This is a genomic window from Comamonas composti DSM 21721 (assembly GCF_000429845.1).
In the GTDB taxonomy this organism is placed as follows: Bacteria; Pseudomonadota; Gammaproteobacteria; order Burkholderiales; family Burkholderiaceae_C; genus Comamonas; species Comamonas composti.
On sequence record NZ_AUCQ01000001.1, the window covers coordinates 19,328 to 45,699 of the forward strand.

The window sequence follows — 26,372 nt, forward strand, 5'->3', positions numbered from 1 at the left end:
GAACCGATTGGCGGATGCGACTGTGGCTGGGAAGGGCCTTTTGTTGCGTCCGACATTGTGCCACCGTTCTCTCATCCAGGCAGACCTGTGCGCGCGAGCGGTCCGACACAAAGGTCGCGTACATTCGCACATGTTCTGATGGATTCAAAAATGAACCTGCTGCCACTACATAAACGCACCTTCATGCTACTGCTCATTGCAGCAACCCTTGGCTTTGCTGCTGTACTTTGGGAGTTCATGGCAGCCATCTTCTGGGGCATTGTGCTGGCCATACTGTTTGCGCCGCTGCACCGGCGCCTGCTGGCGCGCATGCCCAGGCGCACCAATCTGGCTGCACTGTCAACCCTGCTGCTGTGCCTGATCGTCGTCATCCTGCCACTGGCCTTGCTCGGAACATCGCTGATCAGCGAGGCCTCGGCCATCTATGAAAGCCTGAGCAGCGGCAACCTGGACGCCGGAACCTATCTGGAGCAGATCATGAGCGCCCTGCCCTCCTGGGCCACACCGTGGATGGACAGGCTGCATCTGGGCTCCATGGCCGACCTTCAGGAAAAGTTCACCGATGTCGCCATGCAGGCCAGCAAGCTCGCGGCCAGCAAGGCCGTGGGCATAGGCCAGAACACCCTGGGCTTTCTCGTGGGCTTTTGCGTGATGCTCTATCTGCTGTTCTTCCTGCTGCGCGATGGCACCGAGCTGACCCAGAAGCTGCGCGCCGCCATTCCCCTGGAAGCCGAGCACAAGAGAGAGCTGTCGAGCAAGTTCACCATCGTGATCCGCGCCACGGTCAAGGGCAACATGGCCGTGGCCGCAGCCCAGGGCGCCCTGGGCGGACTGATCTTCTGGATTCTGGGCATTCAAGGCCCCGTGCTCTGGGGGGTGATCATGGCCTTTCTGTCCCTGCTGCCCGCCGTGGGTGCCAGCCTGATCTGGGCCCCCGTGGCGATCTACTTCATTGCCACTGGAGCCATGATGAAGGGCGTGGCCCTGGCCGCCTACGGCATCCTCGTGATCAGCCTGGTGGACAATGTGCTGCGCCCTCAGCTCGTCGGCAAGGACACCAAGATGCCCGACTACATCGTGCTGATCTCCACCCTCGGCGGCATGTCCTTGTTCGGCCTGACGGGCTTTGTGATCGGCCCCGTGATCGCCGCCCTGTTCATGGTCATCTGGGACCTGTTCTCGCGCATGCAGCAACAAGACCTCGAGGAGCGCACACGAAATGAACAAACAAATATAACGAACTACTCGCAAAGTCCTGACCAAGCCGCAAAGAATGCCGAGGAGCAAGCTACACCAGTCGCTTTATCGAAAGATTCAGGACAAAATCACTCGTAGAACAATCTTCATCGATATTGATAATACTCCTGAAAACATTTGAATCATTTTTCAAAAAATAGATTTCAACATAAATCATTAACAAAATTCGAAATATCCATATGGATATTTCGAATTTTTTATTTTCAAATAAATCATCAAACCCTTTCCCGACAAGGACTTGAGGACTATCCAGCCTTTTGAGGCATGCATTTTCCCGATATCGCACGCCAACGCTCAGGATTAAGGGTTACTTCCCGGATTCACCCTTGGTCAGGGTCATAAAATTTGGTCACAAGCGTATATTTCTAAAAAGGTACCCCATGGCCCAATTTTCCAGGCGCCAGTTCATGAAAGTGACTGGTTCGACTCTGGCGGGATCCAGCCTTGCCTTGATGGGTTTTTCTCCCAGCACGGCCCTGGCTGAGGTGCGCCAGTTCAAGCTGGCCGCGACCACGGTCACGCGTCAGACCTGTACCTACTGCTCGGTAGGCTGCGGCATCTTGATGTACTCCATGAGCGACGGCGTGCGCAATGCCAAGCTCTCCGTGATACACGTCGAGGGCGACCCCGACCACCCGGTGAACCGCGGCACGCTGTGCCCCAAGGGTGCAGCACTGCTGGACTTTGTTCACAGCCCCCACCGCCTGCAATACCCCGAATACCGCGCGCCCGGCTCCAGCGAATGGAAGCGCATGTCCTGGGACGAAGCCCTGGACCGCATCGCCAAGCTGCTCAAGCAAGACCGCGATGCCAACTTCGTGGAGCAAAACGACAAGGGCCAGACGGTGAACCGCTGGCTCACCACCGGCATGCTGGCCGCCTCGGCCTCCAGCAATGAAGCCGGCTATGTAACGCACAAAGTGGCCCGCTCCTGGGGCCTTCTTGCACTCGACAACCAAGCACGTGTCTGACACGGCCCGACGGTGGCAGGTCTTGCCCCGACGTTTGGCCGTGGAGCGATGACGAACCATTGGGTCGACATCAAGAACGCGGACGTTATTTTGATCATGGGCGGCAATGCTGCCGAAGCACACCCCTGCGGTTTCAAGTGGGTGACCGAGGCCAAGGAGCACAACGGTGCCTACTTCATGGTGGTCGATCCGCGCTTCAACCGCTCTGCCTCCGTGGCCGACTTCTATGCCCCCATCCGTTCGGGCTCGGACATCGCCTTCCTCGGCGGCGTGATCAACTATCTGCTCACGAACGACAGAATCCATCACGAGTACGTGAAGAACTACACCGACTTCACCTTCATCGTGAAGGAGGAGTTTGCGTTCGACGAGGGCATCTTCTCGGGCTACAACCCCGACAAGCGCGGCTACGACAAGTCCACCTGGGACTATGAGCTCGGTGAAGACGGCTTCGTCAAGGTCGACCCCAGCCTGGAGCATCCGCGCTGCGTCTACCAGTTGCTCAAGAAGCACTATGCAGGCTACACGCCCGAGAAGGTGGAAGCCATTTGCGGTACCTCGCAAAAGCAGTTCCTGCACGTTTGCGAAAAGCTTGCATCCACAGCCGAAGCCGGCCGCTCGGCAACCATCATGTACGCCCTGGGCTGGACACAGCACACCACGGGGGCGCAGATGCTGCGCTGCGGCGCCATGATCCAGTTGCTGCTGGGCAATATCGGCGTCGCCGGTGGCGGCATGAACGCGCTGCGCGGTCACTCCAACATCCAGGGCCTGACGGACCTGGGCATTCTGTCGGCCTCGCTGCCCGGCTATCTGACGCTGCCCAACGAAGCCGAGCAGGACTACCAGAAGTACATCGACGCACGCACGCCCAAGCCCATGCGGCCGGGCCAGATGAATTACTGGTCGAACACGCCAAAGTTCCACGTCAGCCTGATGAAGGCCTGGTGGGGCCCTGCGGCGACGGCGGAGAACAACTGGGCCTTCGACTACCTGCCCAAGCTGGACAGGCAGTACGACATGCTGCAGATCTTTGACCTGATGAATCAGGGCCAGGTCAACGGCTACATCGCTCAGGGCTTCAACCCTCTTGCGGCGCTGGCCAACAGCAACAATGTGCGCGAAGGCCTGAAGAAGCTCAAGTTCCTGGTGATCATGGATCCCCTGGTGACCGAGACTTCCGAGTTCTGGAAGAACCACGGCGAGTTCAACGACGTGGACTCGGCCTCCATTCAGACCGAGGTGTTCCGCCTGCCCACCACCTGCTTTGCAGAAGAAGATGGTGCGGTAGTCAGTTCCTCGCGCGTGCTGCAGTGGCACTGGAAGGCTGCCGACGCTCCGGGCGAGGCCAGGACCGACATTGCCATCATGTCGGGCCTGCACCTGCGCATGAAGGCGCTGTACGAGAAGGAAGGCGGCAAGTTCCCCGACCCCATCACCAACCTGTACTGGCCCTATGCCCAGGCAGCTCATCCGTCCTCGGAAGAGATTGCCAAGGAATACAACGGCCGAGCACTGGTGGACCTCATCGATGCAGAAGGCAAGCTCATCCGCAAGGCGGGCGAGCAACTGGCAGGCTTTGGCGAGATGCGCGACGACGGCTCCACCCTGGGTGGCTGCTGGATCTGGGCAGGCAGCTGGACGTCCTCGGGCAACCAGATGGCGCGCCGCGACAACAGCGACCCCACAGGCATAGGCAACACGCTGAACTGGGCCTGGGCCTGGCCGGCCAATCGCCGCGTGCTCTACAACCGTGCATCCTGCGACCGCGATGGCAAGCCGTTCAACCCCGAGCGCGTGCTGATCAAGTGGAATGGCAAGACCTGGGGCGGTGCCGACGTGCCCGACATGGGCCCGACCATGCCGCCCGAGAGCACCAACCCCTTCATCATGAACCCCGAGGGTGTGGCGCGTCTGTTCGCACGCAAGGGCATGAACGAAGGACCGTTCCCCACGCACTACGAGGCATTCGACAACCCGCTGGGCTACAACCCCATGTACCCCGACAACAAGCTGGCTGTGATCAACCCTGCGATGCGCATCTTTGACTCGGTCAAGGACACAGCAGGCACGGCCGCCGAGTTCCCGCATGTGGGCACGACCTACCGCCTGACCGAACACTTCCACTACTGGACCAAGCACGTGCAGTTGAACAACATTGTTCAGCCCGAGCAGTTCGTGGAAATCGGCGAGGCGCTGGCCAAGGAGCTGGGTATAGAAACTGGCCAGCAGGTCAAGGTGTCTTCCAAGCGTGGCTTCGTGAAGGCCGCCGCCGTGGTGACCAAGCGTCTGAGGCCTTTGAAGATCGACGGCAAGCTCATCCACCACGTGGGCGTCCCCATCCACTGGGGTTTCTCGTCCACGGGGCGCAAGGGTTACATGGCCAACAATCTGACGGCCTCGGTTGGCGACGGCAACAGCCTGACCCCGGAATCCAAGACCTTCCTCGTGAAGGTTGAAAAGGCTTAAGGAGTAGCGCTGATGTCATCAACCATGTCTTTAGATATCAAGCGTCGCTCGGCAACGACGACGCCTGCTCCCAGCGCCCGCGAAACGCACAGCGGCGAGGTGGCCAAGCTGATCGATGTATCCAAGTGCATTGGCTGCAAGGCTTGCCAGACCGCCTGCATGGAGTGGAACGATCTGCGCGACGAAATCGGTACCTGCGCAGCAGGTGTGTACGACAACCCCACCGATCTCACCGATCAGTCGTGGACCGTGATGCGCTTTACCGAGTACGAGAACGAGGCCACGGGCAACCTGGAATGGCTGATCCGCAAGGACGGCTGCATGCACTGCGAAGACCCGGGCTGCCTCAAGGCCTGCCCTTCGCCGGGCGCCATCGTGCAGTACAGCAACGGCATCGTGGACTTTCAGCAGGACCAGTGCGTGGGCTGCGGCTACTGCGTCACGGGCTGTCCGTTCAACATCCCCCGCATCTCCAAGAAGGACAACAAGGCCTACAAGTGCACGCTGTGTTCTGACCGCGTGGCCGTCGGACGCGAACCTGCCTGCGTCAAGACCTGCCCTACCGGCGCCATCATGTTCGGCACCAAGCAGGCCATGAAGGACCAGGCCGAGCGCCGCATCACCGACCTGAACAAGCGCGGCTTTGACAAGGCCGGTCTGTATGACCCGCAAGGCGTGGGTGGCACCCACGTGATGTACGTGCTGCACCATGCGGACAAGCCATCCCTCTACAAGGGCCTGCCGGATGATCCCAGGATCAGCCCCATGGTTGCACTGTGGAAGGGTGTGGCCAAGCCGCTGGCCATGGCTGCTTTGGGCGCTGCTGCCGTGGGCAGCCTGTTCCACTACATCACCAAGGGCCCGAACGATGTGTCCAAGGAGCTCGAAGATGAAATGGAGCGCAAGGATGCCAACGCGCTGAACAAGGAGGACAGGCAATGAAACGCAATCCACGCGACCTCGTGCGCTACAACGCATCGGAGCGCGCCAACCACTGGGTGGTCGGCATTTGCTTCATTTTGCTAGCCCTGTCGGGTCTGGCGTTCTTCCATCCAGCGTTCTTCCCGCTGACCCAGCTGTTCGGCGGTGGTCCCTGGACGCGCATTCTCCACCCCTATATCGGGGTGGTGATGGCGCTGTTCTTCATCATCATGGCCTGCCGTTTTGCCAAGCTCAACATCATGGAGCCCCGTGATGTTGAATGGCTGAAGAACGTCAACAAGATGATCGATGGCGACGACCACGACATGCCCGAGCAAGGCAAGTACAACGGCGGCCAGAAGCTGCTGTTCTGGGGCCTGGTCATCGGCATGCTGCTGATCACCGTGACCGGTGCCCTGATGTGGCGTGCCTGGTGGACCCTGCCCGTGGACGTGGTGCGCGCCGCTTCGGTGGTGCACGCCATTGCGGCCGTATGGATGATTGGCCTGATCATCATGCACGTGTACGCCGCCATCTGGACCCGGGGCACCATCCGCGCCATGCTCTACGGCACCGTGACGCGCGCCTGGGCCAAGCAGCACCACCGCGGCTGGTACCGCAAGATGACCGGGGATAACGATTAAGGCCCCTGAGAGCGTGAACACGCTCCAAGGCGCTTACGCACCGCGAGGTGGCTCTTGCCTGGCGTCCTTGAGCGGGCTCTGCCGGTTTTTTGAGACATGGCTTCCAGCAGGCACTGCTCATAGCCCTTCATCATTGCCCGGCCATGCCAGCCGTCCTCGGCATCATGCTAGCCTCTAGTCTGACGCCATGAGCCGCCCAGCGTCCCCGGACGCTGGGCGCTTTGTTTTTTGGGAATATTCAGATGCAACGCATTCTTCAACCCGGCGAAATCGAAGCCCTGGACAACACCAGCTTTCCTCGCGTGCGCCTGCCCCAGGTGGCGAGCCTGTTCGCCGAGCGTGCAGCGCGCCTGCGCCAACTGGCCGTGGACAACCCCATTGCCGACTATCTGCTGTTCGTGGCGAAGATCGTCGACGCCCAGCACCAGGCCCAGGCCTCGCTGGTGCTGGACACACCCGATGCCGCCCTGATGCAGCGTGCACAGCAGCACTCCATGCCCCTGCTGCCTGCGGCCGAGCACCTCGACCCCGCCTGGCACCAGGTGCTGGAGGCCATGATCGAGACGCTGGGCGCCAGCAATGCCCTGCCCGAGCCCTTGCAGCCCCTGCTTCAGGAGCTGGCCGCACTCGGCGTGGAAGAGCGCAACGACATTGCCATCAAGCTGCTGCAAAAGGAAGTCGCGGCACGCCATGTGGGCATGGCACCCTTCATCATGGCGGCCGTGCAGGTCGTGCTCGCCAAACGCGCCAGCAGCCTGGATGCGCGCGACGTGCCTTACACCGATCCGGCCTCGATCTGCCCGGTATGTGCAGGCGAGCCTGTGGCCAGCGTGCTGCGCATAGGCGGCCAGGCCGCAGGCCACCGCTATCTGCACTGCGGCAGTTGCTGCACGGAGTGGCATATGGTGCGCGTCAAGTGCTCGCACTGCGAATCCACCAAGGGCATCCGCTACCAGGGCATAGAAGGTGCGGGTGATGGTCTGGTGGCCGAGACCTGCGACGAATGCAGCAGCTACCGCAAACTCTCCAACCAGGAAAAGGATCCGCTGGCCGAGCCCCTGGCCGACGACCTGGCTTCGCTGACCCTGGACCTGCTCATGAGCGAGACCCGCTTTCGGCGCGCCAGCGCCAACCCTCTGCTCTATGTCGCCTTTGCCGAGGAGCAGGATGACGACAGCGACGAACTCATAGACCCGGCGGCCTGAGCATGCAGCACGACGCCGCCACTCCCGCCCGCTCCCTCCCTGTACCCCTGCGCCTGCCCGCCGTGGACAAGGTCTTGCAGGACGCAGCCATGCAGTCGCTGCGCCAAAGCCATGGGCTGGACGCCTGCACCCGGGCCGTGCGCCAGGCCCTGGCCGAACTGCGCGAGCAATTGCGCCAGCAGGTCCAAAAGGCGGATAGATGCCTGGCCACCGTCGATGTGAGCCAGGTCATCGCCCAGGCCCAGGTACTGCTTGAGCAGCGCTTTGCATCCCGGCTCAGGCCCGTGTTCAATCTCACAGGCACAGTGCTGCACACCAATCTCGGCCGAGCCCTGCTGCCTCAGGCGGCCGTCGCGTCCGTGGTGCAGGCGATGACGGCTGCGGCGAATCTCGAATACGACCTCGACGACGGCGGACGCGGCGATCGTGACGATCTGATCGAAGCCCTGATCTGCGACCTCACGGGTGCCGAGGCCGCAACCGTGGTCAACAACAATGCCGCGGCCGTCTTGCTGAGCCTTGCCACGCTCGCGGCCGGCAAGGAGGTCATCGTCTCGCGCGGCGAGCTGGTGGAGATCGGCGGCGCGTTCCGCATCCCCGACGTGATGCGCCATGCAGGCGCCAGCCTGGTCGAGATCGGCACCACCAACCGCACGCATGAGCGTGACTATGCCCAGGCGATCGGCGAGCAGACTGCGGCCCTCATGAAAGTGCATTGCAGCAACTACGCGATCACCGGCTTTACCAAATCGGTAGGCGATGCCGATGTGGCCCGCATTGCGCATGGCGCGGGACTGGACATGATTGTCGATCTGGGCAGCGGCACCCTGGTCGACCTGCGCGAGTGGGGCCTGCCCTATGAAGTCACGGTGCGCGAAACCGTGGAAGCCGGCGCCGATCTGGTCACCTTCAGTGGCGACAAGCTGCTGGGCGGCCCCCAGGCCGGGCTCATCGTGGGCAGAAAGGATTTGATTGCGCGCATCAAGAAGCACCCGCTCAAGCGTGCGCTGCGCGTGGGCAAGCTCACGCTTGCCGCGCTGGATAGCACGCTGCGGCTCTACCTTCACCCCGAACAACTGGCCCGGCAATTGACCACGCTGCGCCTGTTCACACGCACGCGCGCAGACATGCAGGCCCAGGCCCGGGAGCTGCAACCGCAGATGCAACAGGCTCTGGGTCCAGGATTTGTGGTGCAGGTGGCAGACATGAGCAGCCAGATAGGCAGCGGCGCCCTGCCCGTGGAAAGCCTGCCCAGCGCCGGCCTCAGGATAGAGCCCGCCAGCGCAGGTGCTGTGCCAGGCAGGCTCAGCCAGCTTGAAGCCTGGCTGCGCGCCCTGCCCCGGCCGGTGATCGGCCGGCTGCACGACAATGCCTTGTGGCTGGACTTGCGCTGTCTTGAAGCCAGCGACCAGCCAGACTTTGTGAAGCAGTTGCAGGCTCGCGGCCAGACGGCTGCCTGAACTATTGAAAACATAGCTGCAAGCGCTTGCCCATCAAGCGCTTGAGGCCTATTTGATGCATGACCCGGCACGCATGACCGGGTGAGGACTTTTGATGATCATTGGCACAGCCGGCCATATCGACCATGGCAAGACCACGCTGGTGCGCGCATTGACGGGAGTCGAGACCGACCGCCTCAAGGAGGAAAAGGCGCGCGGCATCTCCATAGAGCTCGGCTACGCCTACACGCCCTTGCCTGACGGACGCGTGCTGGGCATCGTGGACGTACCCGGCCATGAGAAATTCGTGCACACTATGGCCGCAGGCGCCGTGGGCATAGACCATGCACTGCTGGTCGTGGCCGCCGACGATGGCGTCATGCCGCAGACGCGCGAACACCTGGACATTCTGCGCCTGCTGGGCGTGCGCGCAGGCACCGTCGCACTGACCAAGGCCGACAAGGCCACGCCCGAGCGCCTGCAACAGGTGCGCGATCAGATTGCCGCCCTGCTGAGCGGCACCCCCCTGGCCCATGCGCCGGTCTTTGAAACCTCTGCCGCCCAAGACGGCGATGCCGGTGTGCAGCAGTTGCGCGCCCATCTTGTGGAGCAGGCCCTGGGCCAGAGCGACAAAACCGCAGACGGCCTGTTTCGCCTCGCGGTGGATCGCAGCTTCAGCCTGCCGGGCCAGGGCACGGTGGTCACAGGCACGGTGTTTGGCGGCTCGGTGCGCGTAGGCGATGTGCTGGCCCATTCGGCCAGCGGACAGGCCGTACGCGTACGCAGCCTGCATGCGCAAAACCAGGCCAGCGAGCAAGGCCGCGCCGGCCAGCGCTGTGCACTGAACCTCGCGGGCATCGCCAAGGAAGACATTGCGCGTGGCGACTGGATTGCCGATGCCCGTCTGCTGCAGGCCAGCGAACGCATGGATGTCGAGCTGCAGTTGCTGAGCGATGCGCCCGAACTCGCCCAATGGGCGCCCGTACACCTGCATCTGGGCACGGCCCATGTCACCGCCCACGTGGCCCTGCTCCAGGATCAGCCCCTGGCCCCTGGCAGCCAGGCCGTGGTGCAACTGGTGCTGGATGCCCCCGTCCACACCCTGCCCGGCGACCGGCTGGTATTGCGCAACGCCCAGGCCAGCCGCACCATCGCCGGCGGCACCGTGATCGACCCCTTTGCGCCTGCACGCAAGCGCCGCAGCCCGGACCGCCAGGCCTACTTGCAGGCCTTGCAGACCTTGATCGTCACGGGCGATGCAAGCGCGCTGATCGCCCATGCGGCCCACGGCATCAGCCGAAGCCAGCTCATGCGGCTCACGGGCCGCACCTTGTCCGGCAATGCCGCCGCCTTCCCCGGCATGCGAAGCCTGGTGCTCAGCGATGGCGATGCCCTGCTGCTGGGCGAGGCACGCTGGCAACAACTGCGCGAACAACTGCTGGGCGCGCTTGCGCGCTTTCATGAAAAAAGCCCCGACGAGCCTGGCGTCAATGCAGCGCGCCTCAGGCGCATGGGCCTGCCGGGCCTGGGCCAGGCGACACACGACGGACTCTGGCGCGGACTGGTCGGGGCCTTGCTGCAGGAGGGCTCCATCGTCTCCAGCGGCGCCTGGCTGCACCTGCCCAGCCACAGCGTTCAGCTCACGGAAAACGAGGCCCGGCTGGCGCAGCAGCTCCTGCCCGTACTGGAAAATGGCCGCTACGACCCGCCATGGGTACGTGATCTGGCTCGCGACTGCAGCGCAGGCGAGGACAGCGTGCGCCAGCTGCTGCGCAAGCTCTCGCGCCAGGGATTGCTGTTCCAGGTGGTCAAGGACTTGTTCTATGCGCCCTCGCGCATGGACGAGCTTGCGGCCCTGGTGCGAAATCTTGCAGCCCAGGCGCCTCACGGCGAGGTCGAGGCCCGCGCATTCCGCGATGCCACGGGCCTGGGACGCAAGCGCGCCATCCAGTTGCTGGAATTCTTTGACCGCATAGGCTATACGCGCCGCGTACGCGATGCCCACCTGCTGCGCCCCGACGTGCAATGGGCCGACAGCGCCGCTGTGAAAAATTGACCTCGGGGACCGCTACAATGCCAAGCCTTGCTCCCGTAAATCGGAAGGCGCAGGCGCAGTCCCCAAAAAAGCAGGGGCAGCGCCAGTCGCCCAACGCAGCATCAAGGAAGGCATACGCACCCGGTGGTGCGCCCGGGCTTCAAACCCGGTCAGGGGCGTCAGCCGCTCCTGGGTAGGTTCGACTCCTGCTGCTTTCCGCCACTCAAAGTACTACCGTCAAGTGCTACATCGTCCAACTCAATCCCACCCAAAAGGGAAAGACGAAATGGCGACTGTTGAAGGACTCAACCAGAGGGGCTCTCGCCACTCTCTAGAGACAGGATGGGACCAATCGCCGCTATCTGTTCGTGGCCATAGACCGCGCAACCCGCCGGGTGTTTGTGCAGGTCAAATCCAACAAGGCAGCCGCCAATGCCAAGGCTTTCTTGAAGGCCTCGTACAAGGCCTTTCCCATCAAGATCAGCAAGCTGCTGACCGACAACGGCAAGGAGTTCACCGATCGCCTGTTTGCCAGCCGTGAGCGCGAGCCCAGCGGCAACCACGAGTTCGATCAGCTATGCGAACCACTGAGCATCAAGCATCGCCTGACCAAGCCCAGAACGCCGAGAACCAATGGCATGGTCGAACGCTTCAATGGCCGGATTGCGGACGTCTTGAAGACCCACCGCTTCAACAGCGCCGAGGATTTAGAGCAGACGCTGCTGCGCTATGTGTTCCTGTACCACCACCAGTTGCCACAGTCAGGGCTGCAAGCCATGAAGCAGTGGTATCAGGCGCACCCAAAACTGTTTCATAAGCGTCCATATGATCGTCCGGGATGCGACACCCTATGCAGTACGAGAGAAACTGGCTTGCGGCGTAGTCTGCAAGTCACATCGCTGCTCGGTCATGGGATACGGAATCCGAGGGCAAGGCCACTCGTGCTGCCCTGAAGAGTCTGAAGACGGAGTACAGGGGAATGCGTTAATAGAATTTTGGAGATGGCCGCTGAAAAAAGAGGAGGGGCTACTGCTTCGCTTCAGCACTCATTGCCTCTTCTGATGCTGAGGCGGTTTTTTTGGTTGCTTGTTGTTGAGCAAAATCGCGCACTTGCGTGGCGATCCTCTTAGGTATGTGCACGTATTTCACAACTTCATCAATGATTTCAGGATGAAGAAAGAAGGGTGAATTGCCACATTCCCAGTCAGGGCGCATTTTGACACTCTTCCGCTTGGACGGTCCAAAGAATAGGTTGTTCCAAACAAGTGACTTTCGAGCGGGATGGTTTTTATCCTTAATAATATTTTCAAGAACTCCACCCGTGATGCACGAGCCTTTTTCCTTCTTTGACACAGAATTTTTGACGCGCTCTAGATTTAGGTGGAGCATGTTCTTTTGTGTGCCATCGTTGAGATTTATTTCGTAATTAAGGGGTTGGCAATAACGGCGGATTTCCCATACCGCCTTATCTAATCGAATAATGTCAAATTCCCTGTTGTAGTAGGAAGCTTCATAGTAGCGAAACTCCGCACCACTTTCCTCTAAGTGACTGATGAATTGTTTTGTTGCTGGGCTTAGGTCCAGTGAGAGTTTTCCAGATTTTTCAATCAGTTCAACACCTGCAAGCACGGAGTGTCCTGAGTGAGATTTAATACGATTTAATAGGCAAATGCCTTTAATATATTTTTCCAAGCAGTGTAGTGCTGACCACCGATATGGCTGTATCAGGCGCGCCCTGTATGCCATACGTGCTGTTATGTAATCCTTATCTGCCGTTTCACGGAAAGATCGAATCGCAAAGTTATTTATAAGTACGTCTACAGGCCAAGGCATTTTGCTCTCAAGTAAATAATTCTTTGATAAGGTTAATCGGGTTTTGGCCAATCACTGCGCGTTTTGAGGGTGAAGCTTGGATAGCGTGTTGATTTCCACCTGTCCAATTCTTGACCGCAGACATAACAGTTAGCCGAGTCGCTATCTTTCACTGGCGATTGACGGTATAGAACCTCATAAACAGAACCGCATTGGCTGCAGGTTTTTTCTTCTCCGTGTTGAGAACTCCATGTCTTCATACGATCTTTTTAATTTTTTGCTATTGATGGGCAGTAAGAATGACCTTGCCCTCGGATTCCGTATCCCATGACCGAGCAGCGATGTGACTTGCAGACTACGCCGCAAGCCAGTTCATCTCGAACTGCATAGGGCTCACATAAGGGCGTGTCCGAATTTTTGTGTAAACGGGTCGGACTTCAGTTGGCGGAGATACGGTCTCCGAACTGAATGGTAAAGCGGATCAAGGCAACCTTCCAATCGCGGATGGGCATGCCCCACTTCTGACTGATATTGCGCAATGCCAGATAGAACAGCTTGGTCAGAGCTTCATCGCTGGGGAATGAGCCCCGGTTCTTGCTCAGCTTCCTCAGTCCCATGTTCACCGACTCGATGGCATTGGTCGTGTAGATGACCCTGCGGATCTCTGGCGGGTAATCAAAGAACGGGGTCCGCCGACTCCAGTTTCTGCGCCAGGACTGGCCGATGGGCAGGTAGTCGGCATCCCACTTGGCCTCGAACTCACCCAGGCGCAGTTCGGCCTCGTCGGCAGTGCTGGCTGTGTAGATGCGGCGCAGGTCAGCGGCCACCTCCTTCCTGCGTTTCCAAGACACGTAGTTCAGGCTGTGGCGCACCATGTGCACGATGCACAGTTGGCTGTCGGTCGTAACCTTGAATCGCTTCTTGCCCTTGCCTCGAATGTCATGCAACTGCATGAGCTTTTGCACTCGCTCCTTGCCAACCCGAATGCCACGCGCGAGCAGCTCTTTCCAGACCCGAGGCCAGCCATAGCCATCTCGGCTCTCGGCGTGCACTGCCTTGATGTGCACCAGCAATGCGTCGTCGCTCAGATGGCGTCTCTGAGCCGCGCTGGCGCGGCGCGCGAAGTGCTCGTGATATCCCGCCACGCTCACCTTCAGCACCCGACACTGCACCGAGATCGGCAGCTCCTTGCGATGCTTTTGGATGAAGGCGTACTTCAGCTCGATGTCTTTGCAAAGTACGCCGTCGCTTTTCCCAAGATGTCGCGCTCCATCTGCTCGGCGCTCACAGGCTTGCTGTCCGCGCCGCTGAGCTTGCCGGTACGGCTGGCCTTGACCCAGTTGAACAAGGTCTGATTCACCACGCCCAGCGCGCGAGCCGCCCCCGCAATGCTCTGCCCGCCTTCCACCAGCCGCATAGCCTCCTGCTTGAATTTCAGCGTGTAACGCGCCCTGGTCATCGCCGTCTTTGTCTTATTCATTTCGTTTCCTCTTGCTTGGATTGGACCACTCAGCAAGGGATACGTTTTTCGGGGCCAAGGTCATTCCGCCACACCCCAGACAGGGGAACACCTTCAGAACAAGGGCACGACCACGGCCACGCGCCGGTTCTCTGCGGGGTCGCTGCTCTGCAAAGGGTGATCGCTGCCCAGGCCCAGGACCTTGATCCGGGCTGATTGGAAACCGGACTCGACCAGCACCTCATTCACGGCCTCTGCACGTTTGAGGGACAGGCGCTTGTTATAGGCATCCGAGCCCTGGCTGTCGGTATGGCCTTCCACGCGCAGCTCATCGATGCCGGCCTCCAAAAGCGCCTGGCCGAGCTTGGCAATGCGCTCCCTGGATGTGGCATCCACCGTTGAGGAGTCAAAGGCGAAAAGCATCTTCCCCGGCATCTGCAGCTCCCAGCCTTCCGACGATTCGACGAAGCCTTCGGTGCGCAGCACGCTGCGCTGGGCTTCGGTCAAGGTCTTGCCCTCTGGCTGGGGAGCCGTCTGGCAGGCGGCCAGCGACATGAGCAATGCGAGGCCATAAAGCCAGCTCTTGAACCTGTTGATTCCCATCATTCCCTGCATTTTCAAACTCCTATGCTTTTTCTTTGCTTTGCCTTGGTCACATACATGCGTCGATCCGCATGCTCCATCAAGTCTTCCAGGCTGCGTCCGTCGTCCGGATAAATCGCCACGCCCACACTGAGTGCCGGATACAGAATCACGTCCTCGCTCAGCAGCAACGGCTCCTGTATCGCCTGCTGGATCTTCTCCACCACATGCTCGGCATCGGCCACGCCGCGCACGGGCTCCAGCAAGGCCACGAACTCGTCGCCGCCCAGCCGGGCCACGAGATCGCTTTCCCTGACCTGGGCCTTGAGGCGCATGCTGATGACCTTGAGCAAGGCATCTCCTGCAGCATGACCATACATATCGTTGACCTGCTTGAACCGATCCAGATCAAGAAACAGCACGGCCAGCTTTCTGCCGCTCGCCTCGAACTCTTCCATCGCACGCACCAGCCGCTGCTCGAAGAAGGGGCGGTTCGCCAGGCCGGTCAGCGCATCTCTTTGCGTCTGGCGCGTGAGTGCCGAGTTTTGCTGCTCCAGCCGCTGATGCCGCATCTGCAGCTCGGCCAGCAGCGCATTGAAGTCATCGCCCAGCTCGCGCAGCTCGGCCAGATGGGCGCGGCCCACGCGCTGCTCCATGGAACGGTCATGGCGCACGGCCCGTGCGACCTTGGCCAGCTCCTGCAGGGGCTGGCCAATATCGGCCAGCATGCGCCGGGACTGGCGCAGGCCCACATAGCCGCTCACGCCCACACCCAGAAACAGGACCACGAGGCCGGCCCCGAGAAAGCGCACCAGCCCTCCGCCATCACTGTGCAGCTGGACCGAGCCTACAGCGGTACTGCCCTGCATGACCGCCGCCTCTCCAGGAGACAGGCCCATGCTTGCGGCCAGGGCCGTTCCCAGGCGCTCGGTGACGGCCGGCCCATGGGCCACCCATTGCACGAACAATTCTCCTTGGGCATCCAGCACCCGCGCATGGGAGACGCCTTCGCCGCGCAGCATCTGCTCGAGCACACGCCCGGCCTCCTCCCGATCGCCAAACACCAGCGAAGCCTCCACGGTATAGGCCAGGGAGCGCGCCACAAGCTGCAGATTGTCCGACACATACAGGCGCAGCACACCCAGGCCCACGAACAGCAACAGCACGCCGGCAAGCGAAATCGACACCCAGGCCATGCGCAGATGGGCCCGGCGGATCACATCGTGTAGGGACGCTTTATTCGACATGGAAACCATCACGGAGCAGTTTTGTGGCGCGCAAGCTGCAAGACCTTGGGATTGACGCGCAAGCCGCTGCGTGCAACCGAGTCCAGATTGACTTCAAAGCCAGCGCCATCTCCTCGGTGCCTCAGACAAAACATCGCGCCTATGCGGCACAGCTCCCCTCGCTCGCTAATCGTCAAGACCGACCGCCCCGCAAACTGCCGCATCAGCCCATGCCAGACCCCCTCTTCCAGTGGTCCCGCATAAATGCCTTCGCAACCGTTCAAGGCCTTCTCGTCATCGAGCGCCACCCGATGCACCTGCACCTGCTGGGAGCCCACCATCTGGTTGCCGTTTTGCAGCAGGTCCTCGGCATGCTCGGGCTCTCCCAGCACGCAGATGCGCACGCTTGCAGGCCCGGCTGGCCAGCGCGTATAGCCAACAATGCCCAGAACCGTCCGGGTGACAGCAACCGCGCGCTCATCGCTGGCCGCCTCGGCCCCGGCTGCGGCCGGTTTCAGGCACGCCAATGCCAAGGCCATCCACAGAAAGGCCTGCCAGCCACACCATTTGCTTCGCACCTGACGCTGAAACTTCAAGCAGACTCCTTGCGCGTAGGCACCTTTCACAGACCGGTCAGCCGATCGCATTGCACAGAAAAAGAAACGCCAGAAACACCAATTGACTCAAAAGAATCATTTTTTCACAACTTGCCAAATCGCGCCAACCCCGAAGCTTTCATGAAAGTCCGGGGCTTGCGCAGGGAAATGAAATCCAGCCTCAGGAATCCGTGTTGCGCATGCCCGGGAAAGCCGGGTGCGAGAGAGCCCGGCACGGAATCGAGGCGCAAAACCGCCTACTGTACAAAACCTCGGACCTTGCGGCTTGCGCAGAAGGCTAGTGCCCGGCACAGGAATATCAAGGCTGCCGATAATGACCGGGCTCCCGGGCCCGCTCTTCGGGCCCGTCTTTCAAGAACAAACTGCCGGCCAAGCATTCCATGACCACTGACACCTCCCCGACCCCGCGCCTGACCTCTTTGTCTCACGGAGGCGGCTGCGGCTGCAAGATTGCGCCCGGCGTGCTGGCCGAGCTCATCGGCAAGAGCGCCCTGCCCAAGCAGTTCTTCCCCGACCTGCTCGTGGGCACGGAGACTGCCGACGACGCTGCCGTCTACCGCATCAATGCCGAGCAGGCCATCGTGGCCACCACCGATTTCTTCATGCCCATCGTCGACGATCCCTATGACTTTGGGCGCATCGCCGCCACGAATGCGCTGTCCGACATCTATGCCATGGGCGCCCAGCCCCTGATGGCCCTGGCCATCGTGGGCATGCCCATCAATGTCCTGCCCCACGACACGATTGCCAGAATCCTCGAGGGCGGCGAGTCCGTGTGCCGCGATGCCGGCATTCCGCTGGCCGGCGGCCACTCCATCGACTCGGTCGAGCCGATCTACGGCCTGGTCGGCATCGGGCTGGTGAACCCTGCACAGATGAAGCGCAATGCCGATGCCAGGGCCGGCGATGTGCTGATCCTGGGCAAACCCCTGGGCGTGGGCATTCTGTCGGCCGCGCTCAAGAAGAACCTGCTTGACGAAGCCGGCTACCGCGCCATGGTGGCGGCCACCACGCTGCTCAACCGCCCGGGCACGGCGCTTGCGCAGCTCGAGGGCGTGCACGCCCTCACCGATGTCACGGGCTTTGGCCTGCTGGGGCACAGCCTGGAGCTGGCCCGCGGCGCAGGCCTGAGCGTGCACATCGACAGCGCCAGACTGCGCTTTCTGCCCGGCGTCCAGGATCTGGCCGGACAAGGCGTGATCACGGGCGCATCGGGACGCAACTGGGCCTCTTACGGCGAACACATCACGCTGGGCTCCGGTCTTGGCGATGCGCAGCGCGCCCTGCTCACCGATCCCCAGACCTCGGGCGGCCTGCTCGTGTCCTGCGCCCCCGAGGTCGCCGACCAGGTGCTGGCGCTGTTCGCCGCACAAGGCTTTGGCGAGGCCGCGATCATCGGCCGCATGCAGGCCGGCCCAGCACGCGTGCAGGTGGATTGAGTGCAACCGGCGGCGCGCTGGCCACGAATAAAAAAGTAGCTGCTACCACGCACCTGCTCTGGATTTCAATATGAAAAGCACTTGAAATCCAGATATAGCAAGCGCTAGCAGCTCACTTTTTATTCAATCCATGCGGAGGGTGCAGGCCCGTACCTGCATCTTCAGAAAAGCCCGGCCTCCTGACCCTGGCCCCGATAGCTGGCGGCCTCGACCAGGCTTCTCGTATAGGCTTCGCGCGGCGAGCCCAGAATCTGCTCCACGCTGCCGGCCTCCACGACCTGGCCGTCTTTGAGCACCAGGACATCGTGGGCCATGGCGCGGATCACGTCCACATCGTGGGTGATCAGCAGATAGGCCAGGCCGCGCTCGCGCTGCAGCTGCTGCAGCAGGCTCAGCACCTGCTGCTGTATGGTCACATCCAGGGCGCTCGTGGGCTCGTCGAGCACCAGCACCTCGGGCTCGAGGATCAGGGCCCGCGCAATCGCGATGCGCTGGCGCTGGCCGCCCGAGAACTCGTGCGGATAACGCTGCAACAGCCCCGGGAACTGCAGCTCGCACAGGCCCACGGCCTCGAGCATGTGCAGCACGCGCACGCGCCTTTGCCGATCGCAGAGCTCGGGCGCATGCACCAGCAGGCCCTCGGCCACGATCTGCTCCACACTCAGGCGCGGCGACAGCGAGGAGAACGGATCCTGCAACACCACCTGCAGATGCCGCCGCAAGCCACGGTTGACATCGGTGTTGCGGGTTGCAGGCTGCTGCCAGGCCTGGCCGCCTATGCGCAGCTCGCCCTCATGCTCCAGCAGGCCCAGTACGGCCTGGGCCAGCGTGGACTTGCCCGAACCCGATTCGCCGACCACACCCAGCGTACGCCCCGGCATGAGACGCAGCTCGGCCGACTCCAGCGCCACATAGCGGCCCTGGCCGAACCAGCCACGCAATCCGCTCAAGGGCACGGGATAGCTGACCTTGAGCGCGCGCGCCTCGACCAAGGGCCTGGCGCCGTCCGGCACCGGGCCTTCAAGCACATGGCGCTGCGGCACGCTGGCCAGCAGCTTGCGCGTATAGGCATGCTGGGGCGCGCCCATGATGGCGCCCGCAGGCCCTTGCTCGACCAAGCGGCCATGCTGCATGACGGCCACACGATCGGCAAAGCGGCGCACCAGGTGCAGGTCATGGGTGATGAGCAGCAAGGCCATGCGGGTCTGGCGCTGCAGGCCGTCGAGCAGCTCCAGGATCTGGGTGCGCAGCGTCACATCCAGCGCCGTCGTGGGCTCGTCGGCCAGCAGCAGCTTGGGCCTGCAGGCCAGGGCCATGGCGATCATCGCGCGCTGACGCTGGCCGCCGCTGAGCTGGTGGGGGTAGGAATCGGCACGGCGCGCGGGCTCGGCAATGCCGGTGGCCGCAAGCAGCTCCACCGCCTGGGCGCGCGCCTGGCTGCGCGTCAGGCCCTGTTTGAGCTGCAGGATCTCGGCCACCTGGCGGCCCACGCTCATCAAGGGGTTCAGGGCCGTCATCGGCTCCTGAAAGATCATGGCCACATCGTCGCCCCGCACGGCCTGCATCTCGCGCTCGGGCAGGCGCAGCAGATCACGCCCGCCCAGCAGCACCTGGCCGCTGAGCTGGGCCTCGCCGGCCAGCCTCAGCAAGGCCAGGGCCGTCATGCTTTTGCCCGAACCCGACTCGCCCACCAGGGCCAGCTTCTCGCCTGCGGCCAGGTCCAGGTTCAGCCCGTGCACGACCTGCTTGGCGCCAAAGCGCACGCGCAGATCGCGCACCGAGAGCAAGGGCTGGTTGATCGATGCCAGCGGCATCAGCGGGCTGGGCATGGTTTCGTAGTCGAATGCGCTCATGCCGCCCCCTTGCTCGCAGATGCCGCCTCTGGCGCAGCTTCACTGACGTCCTGGCGGCGCGGATCCAGCGCATCGCGCAGCGCATCCCCCATGAGCGTGAGCAGCATCAAGGTCAGCACCAGCACGCCAAACGTGGTCAGCGAGATCCACCAGGCATCGATATTGTTCTTGCCCTGGCTCAGCAGCTCGCCCAGGCTGGGCGTGCCCGGCGGCACGCCCAGACCCAGAAAATCCAATGATGTCAGTGCCAGAATGGCCGCGCTCATGCGAAACGGCAGGAACGTGACCACGGGCGTGAGGCTGTTGGGCAGGATGTGGCGCCAGATCAGCGCCGCATTGCCCACGCCCAGGGCGCGGGCGGATTTCACATAATCGAGCTGGCGGTTGCGCAGAAACTCTGCGCGCACATAGTCGGACAGCCCCATCCAGCCGAACAGCGACAGCAGCACCAGCAGCAGGCTCACGCTGGGAGCGAACACGGCACTGAAGATGATCAGCAGATAAAGCTCGGGCATGGAGCCCCAGATCTCGATCACGCGCTGGGCCAGCAGATCGATCCTGCCGCCGAAAAAGCCCTGTACCGCCCCGGCCAGCACGCCCAGCAGCACGCCCGTGGCAGTCAGCGCCAGCGCGAACAGCACGCTCACGCGAAAACCGTAGATCAGCTGGGCCAGCAGATCGCGCCCGCGATCATCGGTGCCCAGCAGGTTCTCGCGCGAGGGTGGCGCGGGATTGGGCTTTTCGGCAAAGTAGTTCAGCGTCTCCGGCCCATAGCGATTGGGCGCAAAGAGCACCCAGTTGTCGCCGCGCTCCAGCCGCTCGCGTATGAAGGGATCGAGATAGTCCGTGGGCGTATCGAAGTCGCCGCCAAAGACCTTTTCCGGATAGCTGTTCCACATCGGCCAGTAGGTCTGGCCCTGGTAGCGCACCACATACGGCTTGTCGTTGGTGAGAAGCTCGGCCCCCAGACTGAGCAGCACCATGGCGCAAAAAATGATCAGGCTCCAGTAGCCCAGGCGATTGCGCTTGAAGCGCAGCCAGGCCCTTGTGCCTGGAGGAATCGACTTGTAGGGAGCAAGCATCCCGGTCTCCTCAATGGCTGGCATCCGGACTCCCTGCAAAACAGGCGCGACTCCGCAGCGAGGGCATCGTCCGCCGCCCGCAGACGGCGGGGGAGGTGCAGCAAGCGGCCAGGCCGCTCAGGGGGCTAATCGAACTTGACACGCGGATCCACCCACACATAGCAAAGGTCGCTGACCAGCTTGGTCACGAGGCCGATCAGCGTGAACAGATAAAGCGTGCCCAGAACCACGGGATAGTCGCGGCGGATCACGCTCTCGTAGCTGAGCAGCCCCAGGCCGTCGAGTGAGAACAGGGTCTCTATGAGCAAGGCCCCCGTGAAGAAGGCGCCGATGAAAGCCGCCGGAAAACCCGTGACGATGGGAATCAGGGCATTGCGAAACACATGCTTGTAGAGCACCTGGCGCTCGGACAGGCCTTTGGCACGCGCGGTCAGCACGTATTGTTTGCGTATCTCTTCCAGGAAGGCGTTCTTGGTGAGCATGGCCGTGACCGCAAAGCTGCCGGCCACCATGGCCGTCACGGGCAAGGCGATATGCCACAGGTAATCGACGATGCGCGCGCCCCAGGACAGCTCATCCCAGTTGGCCGAAGTCAGGCCGCGCAGCGGAAACCATTGCAACTGGCCGCCAAAGATCACCAGCAGGGCCACGCCCAGCACAAACCCGGGAATCGCATAGCCGACCAGGATCAGCAGCGTGGTCACGAAGTCGAAGCGCGAGCCCGCGCGCACGGCCTTGGCCACACCCAGCGGAACCGCGACCAGATAGCTGATGAAAAAGCTCCACAAACCGAGGCTGGCCGAGACCGGCAGCTTTTCCTTGATCAGCTGCCACACATCCTTGTTCTGGAAAAAGCTGCGACCCAGATCGAAACGCGCGAACTGGGAAATCATCTGCCAGAAGCGCTCGGGCGCCGGCTTGTCGAAGCCGTACAAGGCCTTGATCTGCGCGATCCGCTTTTCATCCACGCCCTGGCCGCCGCGATAGCTCATGCCCCCGCCATCGGCTCCGCGCACGCCGGCCTTGGCTTCGGCCAGATACTGCTCCACCGGTCCGCCCGGAACGAACTGCACGACGACAAAGGTCAGCAGCAGCACGCCAAACAAGGTTGGCAGCATCAGCAGTACACGCTTGAGTATGTAGGACCACATAGGTTGTGCATTATCTCCACTGCTTGTACATGTTCCGGCACCCCTCTGGGCGCTGCTTTCTGCGGACCGGGCCCGGCCGCCACTCGCGGCAAGGCGCTGATGATTATGGCGGCGGCGCGGTCAGCACCGGGTCTCGCGCCCACCAGGCATCCATGGCCCAGCGCTCGCCCTGGGCATGGGCAGGCACCACCGCAGGTCGCACCAGGCGCCAGGAGTTATAGACCATGCGCAGGCTGCTGTCGCTCCACTGCGGAATCAGGTAGTGGCCATGGCCGATGATGCGGTCCAGCGCATGGCAGGCGGGCAGCAGCTGCTCCAGGGTTCTGGCGCTGGTCATGGCGCCGATCATGGCGTCCACGGCCGGGTTCTTCACGCCGGGGAAGTTGCCTGAATCCTCGGTATCCGCAGCCTGGCTGCCGAAAAGGTCGGCGAACTCCTGACCCGGATTGTCCGAGCCCTGGTAGGCAATGGTGATGATGTCGAAGTCGAACTTGCTCAATCTTTGCTGGTAGAGCGCAAAGTCCACGGCGCGAAAGCGCAGCCGTATGCCCAGCTTTTCCAGATTGCGCATCCAGGGCGCAAGCATGCGCACGCCCTCGTCGCGCGTGTCCAGGTATTCGAGCTCCATCGCCTGGCCCTGGGCATTGCGCAGCACCCCGCCCTGCACCGTCCAGCCGGCCTCGGCCAGCAACCTCTTCGCCTGGCGCAGGTTGTCACGCAGCGAATGCTCTGCATCGGTGCGCGGCGGCTCTGCCATGGGCCCAAAGGCTTCGGGGACTATGCGGCTACGCCAGGGCTCCATCAAGGCCAGCTCTTCGCTGCTGGGCATGCCATGGGTTTCGCAGCGCGTATTGCCGAACAGTCCGTGCACGCGCTCATAGGCGCCGTAGAACATGCTGCGCTTCATCCACTCGAAATCCATGGCCAGGCCCAGCGCCTTGCGTACACGCACATCCTGCAGCAAGGGGCGGCGCGTATTGAGCACATAGCTTTGAAACCCCGAAGGCAGATGACTGCTGAACTCGCCCTTGACCAGCTCGCCACGGTCAAAGCGCTTGCCGTACAACCTGCGCGCCCAGTCCCCCGCGCTGTAAAAGCGCATCAGATCGAACTCGCCGGCCTTGAGCGCCTCCAGCCGTGCCGTGTTGTCCTGGTAGATCTTGACGCTGATGCGGTCGAAGTTGCCCGTGCCCACACGCACCGGCAGGTTACGCGCCCAGTAGTCGGCGTCGCGCACATAGGTGATGTCCTTGCCGAAGCGCACCGGCCCTATGCGGTAGGGACCGCTGGCAATCGGCGGCTCCATGACGACTTCATCGAAGGGCTTGCGTTTGCCGTTTTCCATGCCCCATTCATGGCTGAACACGGGGATGGTTCCCACCAGCAAGGGCAGCTCGCGGCTCGCCTTCTTGAAGCGAAAGCGCAGCTCGCGCTCGCCCAGCACGTCCACACCCGCCACGTCGATGAGCATGGTCTTGTAGCCCGGCAGCGCCTGAGGGCTGACCAAGGTATCGAAGCTGTGCTTCACGTCCCTGGCCAGCACCGGATGGCCGTTGTGAAAGCGCGCCTCGGGCCGCAGGCGAAACGTGACCGACAGGCCGTCATCGGCGACCTGCACGTCCTCGGCCAGCAGGCCATAGCCTGCGGTGGTCTCGTCCATGGGCGAAGTGAGCAGGCTGTCGAACATCAGCTCCTGCAGATAGGCAGGCGCCGTGCCTTTGATCGTGAAGGGGTTGTATTTATCGAAGGTGGAGATGCGCAGATTGCTCACCAGGCGCAACTCCCCGCCCTTGGGAGCCTTGGGATTCACGTAATCGAAATGCTCAAAGCCCGGGGCATAACGGACGCTGCCCCACAGACCATAGGCCGGATCGGCCCAGCAAGAGGCAGCAGGCAGCACTGCAAGCAGCAGCGAGAAAATCTTCCAATGGCGCATGCGACAATTCTGCACCACGCAGGCGCTCGGCAGACGCTCGGCCCATGCTGCGCCATGGCGAATGCCTTTTGCGCGCCACGCCCGCTTACTCTGTCACGATTTTTTGGAGAACAACAATGGGTTTTCTCGCCGGTAAGAAACTGCTGATCACAGGCGTTCTGTCGAACCGCTCCATCGCCTACGGCATTGCCAAGGCCTGCCACGCGCAAGGTGCCGAGCTGGCCTTCAGCTATGTGGGCGAGCGCTTCAAGGGCCGCATCACCGACTTCGCGGCCGAATTCAACTCCACGCTGGTGTTTGACTGCGATGTGGGCAACGACGACCAGATCGAAAAGATGTTTGCCGACCTCTCCGCTGCCTGGGGCAAGTTCGACGGTTTTGTGCACGCCATTGGCTTTGCGCCGCGCGAAGCCATTGCCGGCAACTTCCTGGACGGTCTGTCGCGCGAATCCTTCAAGATCGCCCATGACATCAGCGCCTACAGCTTCCCGGCCATGGCCAAGGCGGCCCTGCCCTATCTGAACGACAAGTCCTCGCTGCTGACCCTGTCCTACCTGGGTGCGCTGCGCTCCATCCCCAACTACAACACCATGGGCCTGGCCAAGGCCTCGCTGGAAGCCTCGGTGCGCTACCTGGCCGAAGCCGTGGGCCGCACCGAAGACGGTCGCGCCATCCGCGCCAACGGCATTTCTGCCGGCCCCATCAAGACCCTGGCCGCCTCCGGCATCAAGGACTTCGGCAAGCTGCTGGGCCGCGTGGCCGATGCCGCCCCGCTGCGCCGCAATGTGACCATTGAAGACGTGGGCAATGTGGCCGCCTTCCTGCTGTCCGACCTGGCCTCGGGCGTGACCGCCGAGATCACCTATGTGGACGGCGGCTTCAGCCAGACCGCAGGCCTCTCCGCCGACCAGGTTTAAGCCGAGCCCACGCCCCCCGCCAACCCTGCAGGCCGCAAGACCTGCAGGGTTTTTTCATGCACAACCCCAATAGCAGCATGGGGTTATCAAAGATAATCTAATACTGCGAATCATTCTCATTACTTATCCATATTTTCCATTGGAGAACACCGATGAGCATTCATCCCGCTGCCGGCGATCTTCCCTTTCTCATGCTGCAGCGTCCCGAGCCTGCCAGCCTCAGCGCATGGGAAGAGCTAGCCCGTCAGGCCACGCAGCACCTGCAGACCCAGCCCCCGCAGAGCGTGCTGCCACTGCTGTTCGAGGCCCAGCACATGGCCCAGCGTTTGATGGCCAGCCCCCAGCTGGACGTGCACCCCGACCACTGCCTGGCCGCCTGGGTGGTGTCCCACCACAACCTGGCCGATGTGCTGTCGCAATGCGGACAGCAGCCCCTGGCTTTGGAATATCTGTGCGATGCCCATCTGGGCCTGGCCGATCTGGCCGAGCGCCATGCGAGCGCCATGGTCCAGCAGGCGGCTTTGCGCCATCTGCGCGAGACCCGCGCCGCCCTGCTGCTGTGGCAACGCCAGCACGGCACCCAGGCACAGAGCACGGCAGCGCTGCAGGCGGCGAATGGCGCGGCCCCGCACGCTGCCACATCCTCCCGGCTGCATTGAGCACATCGCTCCCATACCTGTATTCCCACTCTTGACCGAAAGGCTTTCATGACCGTCCACACCCTGCCCGCCCTGCCCTATGCCTATGACGCGCTGGAGCCCCATATCGATGCCCAGACCATGGAGATCCACCACAGCAAGCATCACCAGACCTATGTGAACAACCTGAACGCTGCGCTCAAGGACAGCGCCTTTGCCCAGGAGCCGGTGGAGCAGTTGATTGCCGATCTGAACCGTCTGCCCGAAGGCCTGCGCGCCGCCGTGCGCAACAACGGTGGCGGCCATGCCAACCACAGCCTGTTCTGGACGGTGATGGCGCCGGTGGGCCAGGGCGGTGGTGGCGCACCCCAAGGCGCGCTGGCAGAGGCGATTGCATCCGATCTGGGCGGCATCGAAGCCTTCCAGCAAGCCTTCACTCAAGCCGCATTGACGCGCTTTGGCAGCGGCTGGGCCTGGCTGGTCGTGGGCAAGGACGGCAAGTTGTCGATTGAAAGCAGCGGCAACCAGGACAGCCCACTGATGCAGGGCATAGGCTCGGGCGGCACGCCCATTCTGGGCCTGGACGTCTGGGAGCACGCCTACTACCTGAAATACCAGAACCGACGCCCCGAATACATCGCGGCTTTCTACCAGGTGATTCACTGGGATGAAGTCGCCCGCCGCTTCGCCGCCGCCAGGGGCTGACCGGCTTTCGCTGC

19 protein-coding genes, 1 tRNA gene and 2 pseudogenes are annotated in these 26,372 nt (G+C 62.2%); 13 read left to right on the forward strand and 9 right to left on the reverse strand.

Features of this window, described 5'->3' with window-relative positions; translation table 11 throughout:
- Positions 1-150 precede the first annotated feature (150 nt).
- From G486_RS21185 to G486_RS21190, 9 genes and pseudogenes are all read left to right on the forward strand, one after another.
- The gene (locus G486_RS21185; RefSeq protein WP_084454903.1) at positions 151-1,335 is read left to right on the forward strand and encodes an AI-2E family transporter; all 1,185 of its coding nucleotides are present in this window, start codon (positions 151-153) and stop codon (positions 1,333-1,335) included.
- A 302-nt stretch (positions 1,336-1,637) separates the two neighbouring features.
- Complete coding sequence (gene fdnG, locus G486_RS0100080) at positions 1,638-4,697, forward strand: formate dehydrogenase-N subunit alpha (protein WP_156919810.1); 3,060 nt, start codon at positions 1,638-1,640, stop codon at positions 4,695-4,697.
- 12 nt (positions 4,698-4,709) lie between these two features.
- Complete coding sequence (gene fdxH, locus G486_RS0100085) at positions 4,710-5,639, forward strand: formate dehydrogenase subunit beta (RefSeq protein WP_027013697.1); 930 nt, start codon at positions 4,710-4,712, stop codon at positions 5,637-5,639.
- On the forward strand, positions 5,636-6,262 hold the full coding sequence (locus tag G486_RS0100090; RefSeq protein WP_027013698.1) for a formate dehydrogenase subunit gamma: 627 nt from the start codon (positions 5,636-5,638) through the stop codon (positions 6,260-6,262). The genes fdxH and G486_RS0100090 overlap by 4 nt, the downstream gene beginning before the upstream one ends.
- Before the next feature lie 242 nt (positions 6,263-6,504).
- Complete coding sequence (fdhE, locus tag G486_RS0100095; protein WP_027013699.1) at positions 6,505-7,467, forward strand: formate dehydrogenase accessory protein FdhE; 963 nt, start codon at positions 6,505-6,507, stop codon at positions 7,465-7,467.
- A 2-nt stretch (positions 7,468-7,469) separates the two neighbouring features.
- Positions 7,470-8,927: an L-seryl-tRNA(Sec) selenium transferase gene (gene selA, locus G486_RS0100100; RefSeq protein ID WP_027013700.1), complete on the forward strand. Its 1,458-nt coding sequence runs from the start codon at positions 7,470-7,472 to the stop codon at positions 8,925-8,927.
- Between the two features lie 94 nt (positions 8,928-9,021).
- Positions 9,022-10,962 carry a selenocysteine-specific translation elongation factor gene (gene selB, locus G486_RS0100105; protein ID WP_027013701.1) on the forward strand — a complete coding sequence of 647 codons (1,941 nt, stop codon included), beginning with the start codon at positions 9,022-9,024 and terminating at the stop codon, positions 10,960-10,962.
- 105 nt (positions 10,963-11,067) lie between these two features.
- Positions 11,068-11,163, forward strand: a tRNA-Sec gene (locus G486_RS0100110).
- Between the two features lie 116 nt (positions 11,164-11,279).
- Positions 11,280-11,789, forward strand: a pseudogene (locus G486_RS21190) (DDE-type integrase/transposase/recombinase); the annotation flags it as partial.
- A gap of 178 nt (positions 11,790-11,967) precedes the next feature.
- Here the strand turns inward: G486_RS21190 and G486_RS23230 are convergent.
- The 5 genes and pseudogenes from G486_RS23230 to G486_RS0100140 form a co-directional block, all read right to left on the reverse strand.
- Complete coding sequence (locus tag G486_RS23230; RefSeq protein ID WP_084454905.1) at positions 11,968-12,774, reverse strand: HEPN domain-containing protein; 807 nt, start codon at positions 12,772-12,774, stop codon at positions 11,968-11,970.
- A gap of 416 nt (positions 12,775-13,190) precedes the next feature.
- A pseudogene (locus G486_RS24385) lies at positions 13,191-14,212 on the reverse strand (transposase).
- A 114-nt stretch (positions 14,213-14,326) separates the two neighbouring features.
- On the reverse strand, positions 14,327-14,815 hold the full coding sequence (locus G486_RS0100130) for an OmpA family protein (RefSeq protein ID WP_245587207.1): 489 nt from the start codon (positions 14,813-14,815) through the stop codon (positions 14,327-14,329).
- 14 nt (positions 14,816-14,829) lie between these two features.
- Positions 14,830-16,041 carry a sensor domain-containing diguanylate cyclase gene (locus G486_RS0100135; RefSeq protein WP_245587208.1) on the reverse strand — a complete coding sequence of 404 codons (1,212 nt, stop codon included), beginning with the start codon at positions 16,039-16,041 and terminating at the stop codon, positions 14,830-14,832.
- A gap of 8 nt (positions 16,042-16,049) precedes the next feature.
- Complete coding sequence (locus G486_RS0100140; RefSeq protein WP_245587209.1) at positions 16,050-16,616, reverse strand: YfiR family protein; 567 nt, start codon at positions 16,614-16,616, stop codon at positions 16,050-16,052.
- Positions 16,617-17,017: 401 nt separating this feature from the next.
- Between G486_RS0100140 and selD the strand changes: the two genes are divergently transcribed.
- A complete protein-coding gene (gene selD, locus G486_RS0100145; RefSeq protein ID WP_027013706.1) occupies positions 17,018-18,076 on the forward strand; it encodes a selenide, water dikinase SelD in 1,059 nt (352 codons plus the stop codon).
- Between the two features lie 161 nt (positions 18,077-18,237).
- Here the strand turns inward: selD and G486_RS0100150 are convergent, their stop codons facing one another.
- From G486_RS0100150 to G486_RS0100165, 4 genes are all read right to left on the reverse strand, one after another.
- Entirely contained in the window at positions 18,238-19,890 is a 1,653-nt protein-coding gene (locus tag G486_RS0100150) for an ABC transporter ATP-binding protein (RefSeq protein WP_027013707.1), read from the reverse strand.
- Between the two features lie 35 nt (positions 19,891-19,925).
- On the reverse strand, positions 19,926-21,011 hold the full coding sequence (locus G486_RS21200; RefSeq protein ID WP_051302946.1) for an ABC transporter permease: 1,086 nt from the start codon (positions 21,009-21,011) through the stop codon (positions 19,926-19,928).
- Positions 21,012-21,136: 125 nt separating this feature from the next.
- Positions 21,137-22,162, reverse strand: a complete 1,026-nt coding sequence (locus G486_RS0100160; RefSeq protein ID WP_027013708.1) for a microcin C ABC transporter permease YejB — start codon at positions 22,160-22,162, stop codon at positions 21,137-21,139.
- A 103-nt stretch (positions 22,163-22,265) separates the two neighbouring features.
- Complete coding sequence (locus tag G486_RS0100165; protein WP_027013709.1) at positions 22,266-24,098, reverse strand: extracellular solute-binding protein; 1,833 nt, start codon at positions 24,096-24,098, stop codon at positions 22,266-22,268.
- Positions 24,099-24,214: 116 nt separating this feature from the next.
- Here G486_RS0100165 and fabI point away from each other — a divergent pair, with 116 nt between their 5' ends.
- The 3 genes from fabI (at position 24,215) to G486_RS0100180 (ending at position 26,358) form a co-directional block, all read left to right on the forward strand.
- Positions 24,215-25,015 carry an enoyl-ACP reductase FabI gene (gene fabI / locus G486_RS0100170; protein WP_027013710.1) on the forward strand — a complete coding sequence of 267 codons (801 nt, stop codon included), beginning with the start codon at positions 24,215-24,217 and terminating at the stop codon, positions 25,013-25,015.
- A gap of 152 nt (positions 25,016-25,167) precedes the next feature.
- Entirely contained in the window at positions 25,168-25,674 is a 507-nt protein-coding gene (locus G486_RS21205) for a hypothetical protein (protein ID WP_245587210.1), read from the forward strand.
- Positions 25,675-25,722: 48 nt separating this feature from the next.
- Positions 25,723-26,358: a superoxide dismutase gene (locus tag G486_RS0100180; protein WP_027013711.1), complete on the forward strand. Its 636-nt coding sequence runs from the start codon at positions 25,723-25,725 to the stop codon at positions 26,356-26,358.
- Positions 26,359-26,372: the final 14 nt, after the last annotated feature.

Coding starts and splice junctions, on each gene's coding strand:
- G486_RS0100135 (WP_245587208.1), bottom strand. CDS start 16,041: ATGTCGAATAAAGCGTCCCTACACGATGTGATCCGCCGGGCCCATCTG.
- G486_RS0100180 (WP_027013711.1), top strand. CDS start 25,723: ATGACCGTCCACACCCTGCCCGCCCTGCCCTATGCCTATGACGCGCTG.
- selD (WP_027013706.1), top strand. CDS start 17,018: ATGACCACTGACACCTCCCCGACCCCGCGCCTGACCTCTTTGTCTCAC.
- fdxH (WP_027013697.1), top strand. CDS start 4,710: ATGTCATCAACCATGTCTTTAGATATCAAGCGTCGCTCGGCAACGACG.
- selA (WP_027013700.1), top strand. CDS start 7,470: ATGCAGCACGACGCCGCCACTCCCGCCCGCTCCCTCCCTGTACCCCTG.
- G486_RS21205 (WP_245587210.1), top strand. CDS start 25,168: ATGAGCATTCATCCCGCTGCCGGCGATCTTCCCTTTCTCATGCTGCAG.
- fdhE (WP_027013699.1), top strand. CDS start 6,505: ATGCAACGCATTCTTCAACCCGGCGAAATCGAAGCCCTGGACAACACC.
- selB (WP_027013701.1), top strand. CDS start 9,022: ATGATCATTGGCACAGCCGGCCATATCGACCATGGCAAGACCACGCTG.
- G486_RS0100090 (WP_027013698.1), top strand. CDS start 5,636: ATGAAACGCAATCCACGCGACCTCGTGCGCTACAACGCATCGGAGCGC.
- G486_RS21200 (WP_051302946.1), bottom strand. CDS start 21,011: ATGCTTGCTCCCTACAAGTCGATTCCTCCAGGCACAAGGGCCTGGCTG.
- G486_RS23230 (WP_084454905.1), bottom strand. CDS start 12,774: ATGCCTTGGCCTGTAGACGTACTTATAAATAACTTTGCGATTCGATCT.
- G486_RS0100130 (WP_245587207.1), bottom strand. CDS start 14,815: ATGGGAATCAACAGGTTCAAGAGCTGGCTTTATGGCCTCGCATTGCTC.
- G486_RS21185 (WP_084454903.1), top strand. CDS start 151: ATGAACCTGCTGCCACTACATAAACGCACCTTCATGCTACTGCTCATT.
- G486_RS0100150 (WP_027013707.1), bottom strand. CDS start 19,890: ATGCCGCTGGCATCGATCAACCAGCCCTTGCTCTCGGTGCGCGATCTG.
- G486_RS0100160 (WP_027013708.1), bottom strand. CDS start 22,162: ATGTGGTCCTACATACTCAAGCGTGTACTGCTGATGCTGCCAACCTTG.
- fabI (WP_027013710.1), top strand. CDS start 24,215: ATGGGTTTTCTCGCCGGTAAGAAACTGCTGATCACAGGCGTTCTGTCG.
- G486_RS0100165 (WP_027013709.1), bottom strand. CDS start 24,098: ATGCGCCATTGGAAGATTTTCTCGCTGCTGCTTGCAGTGCTGCCTGCT.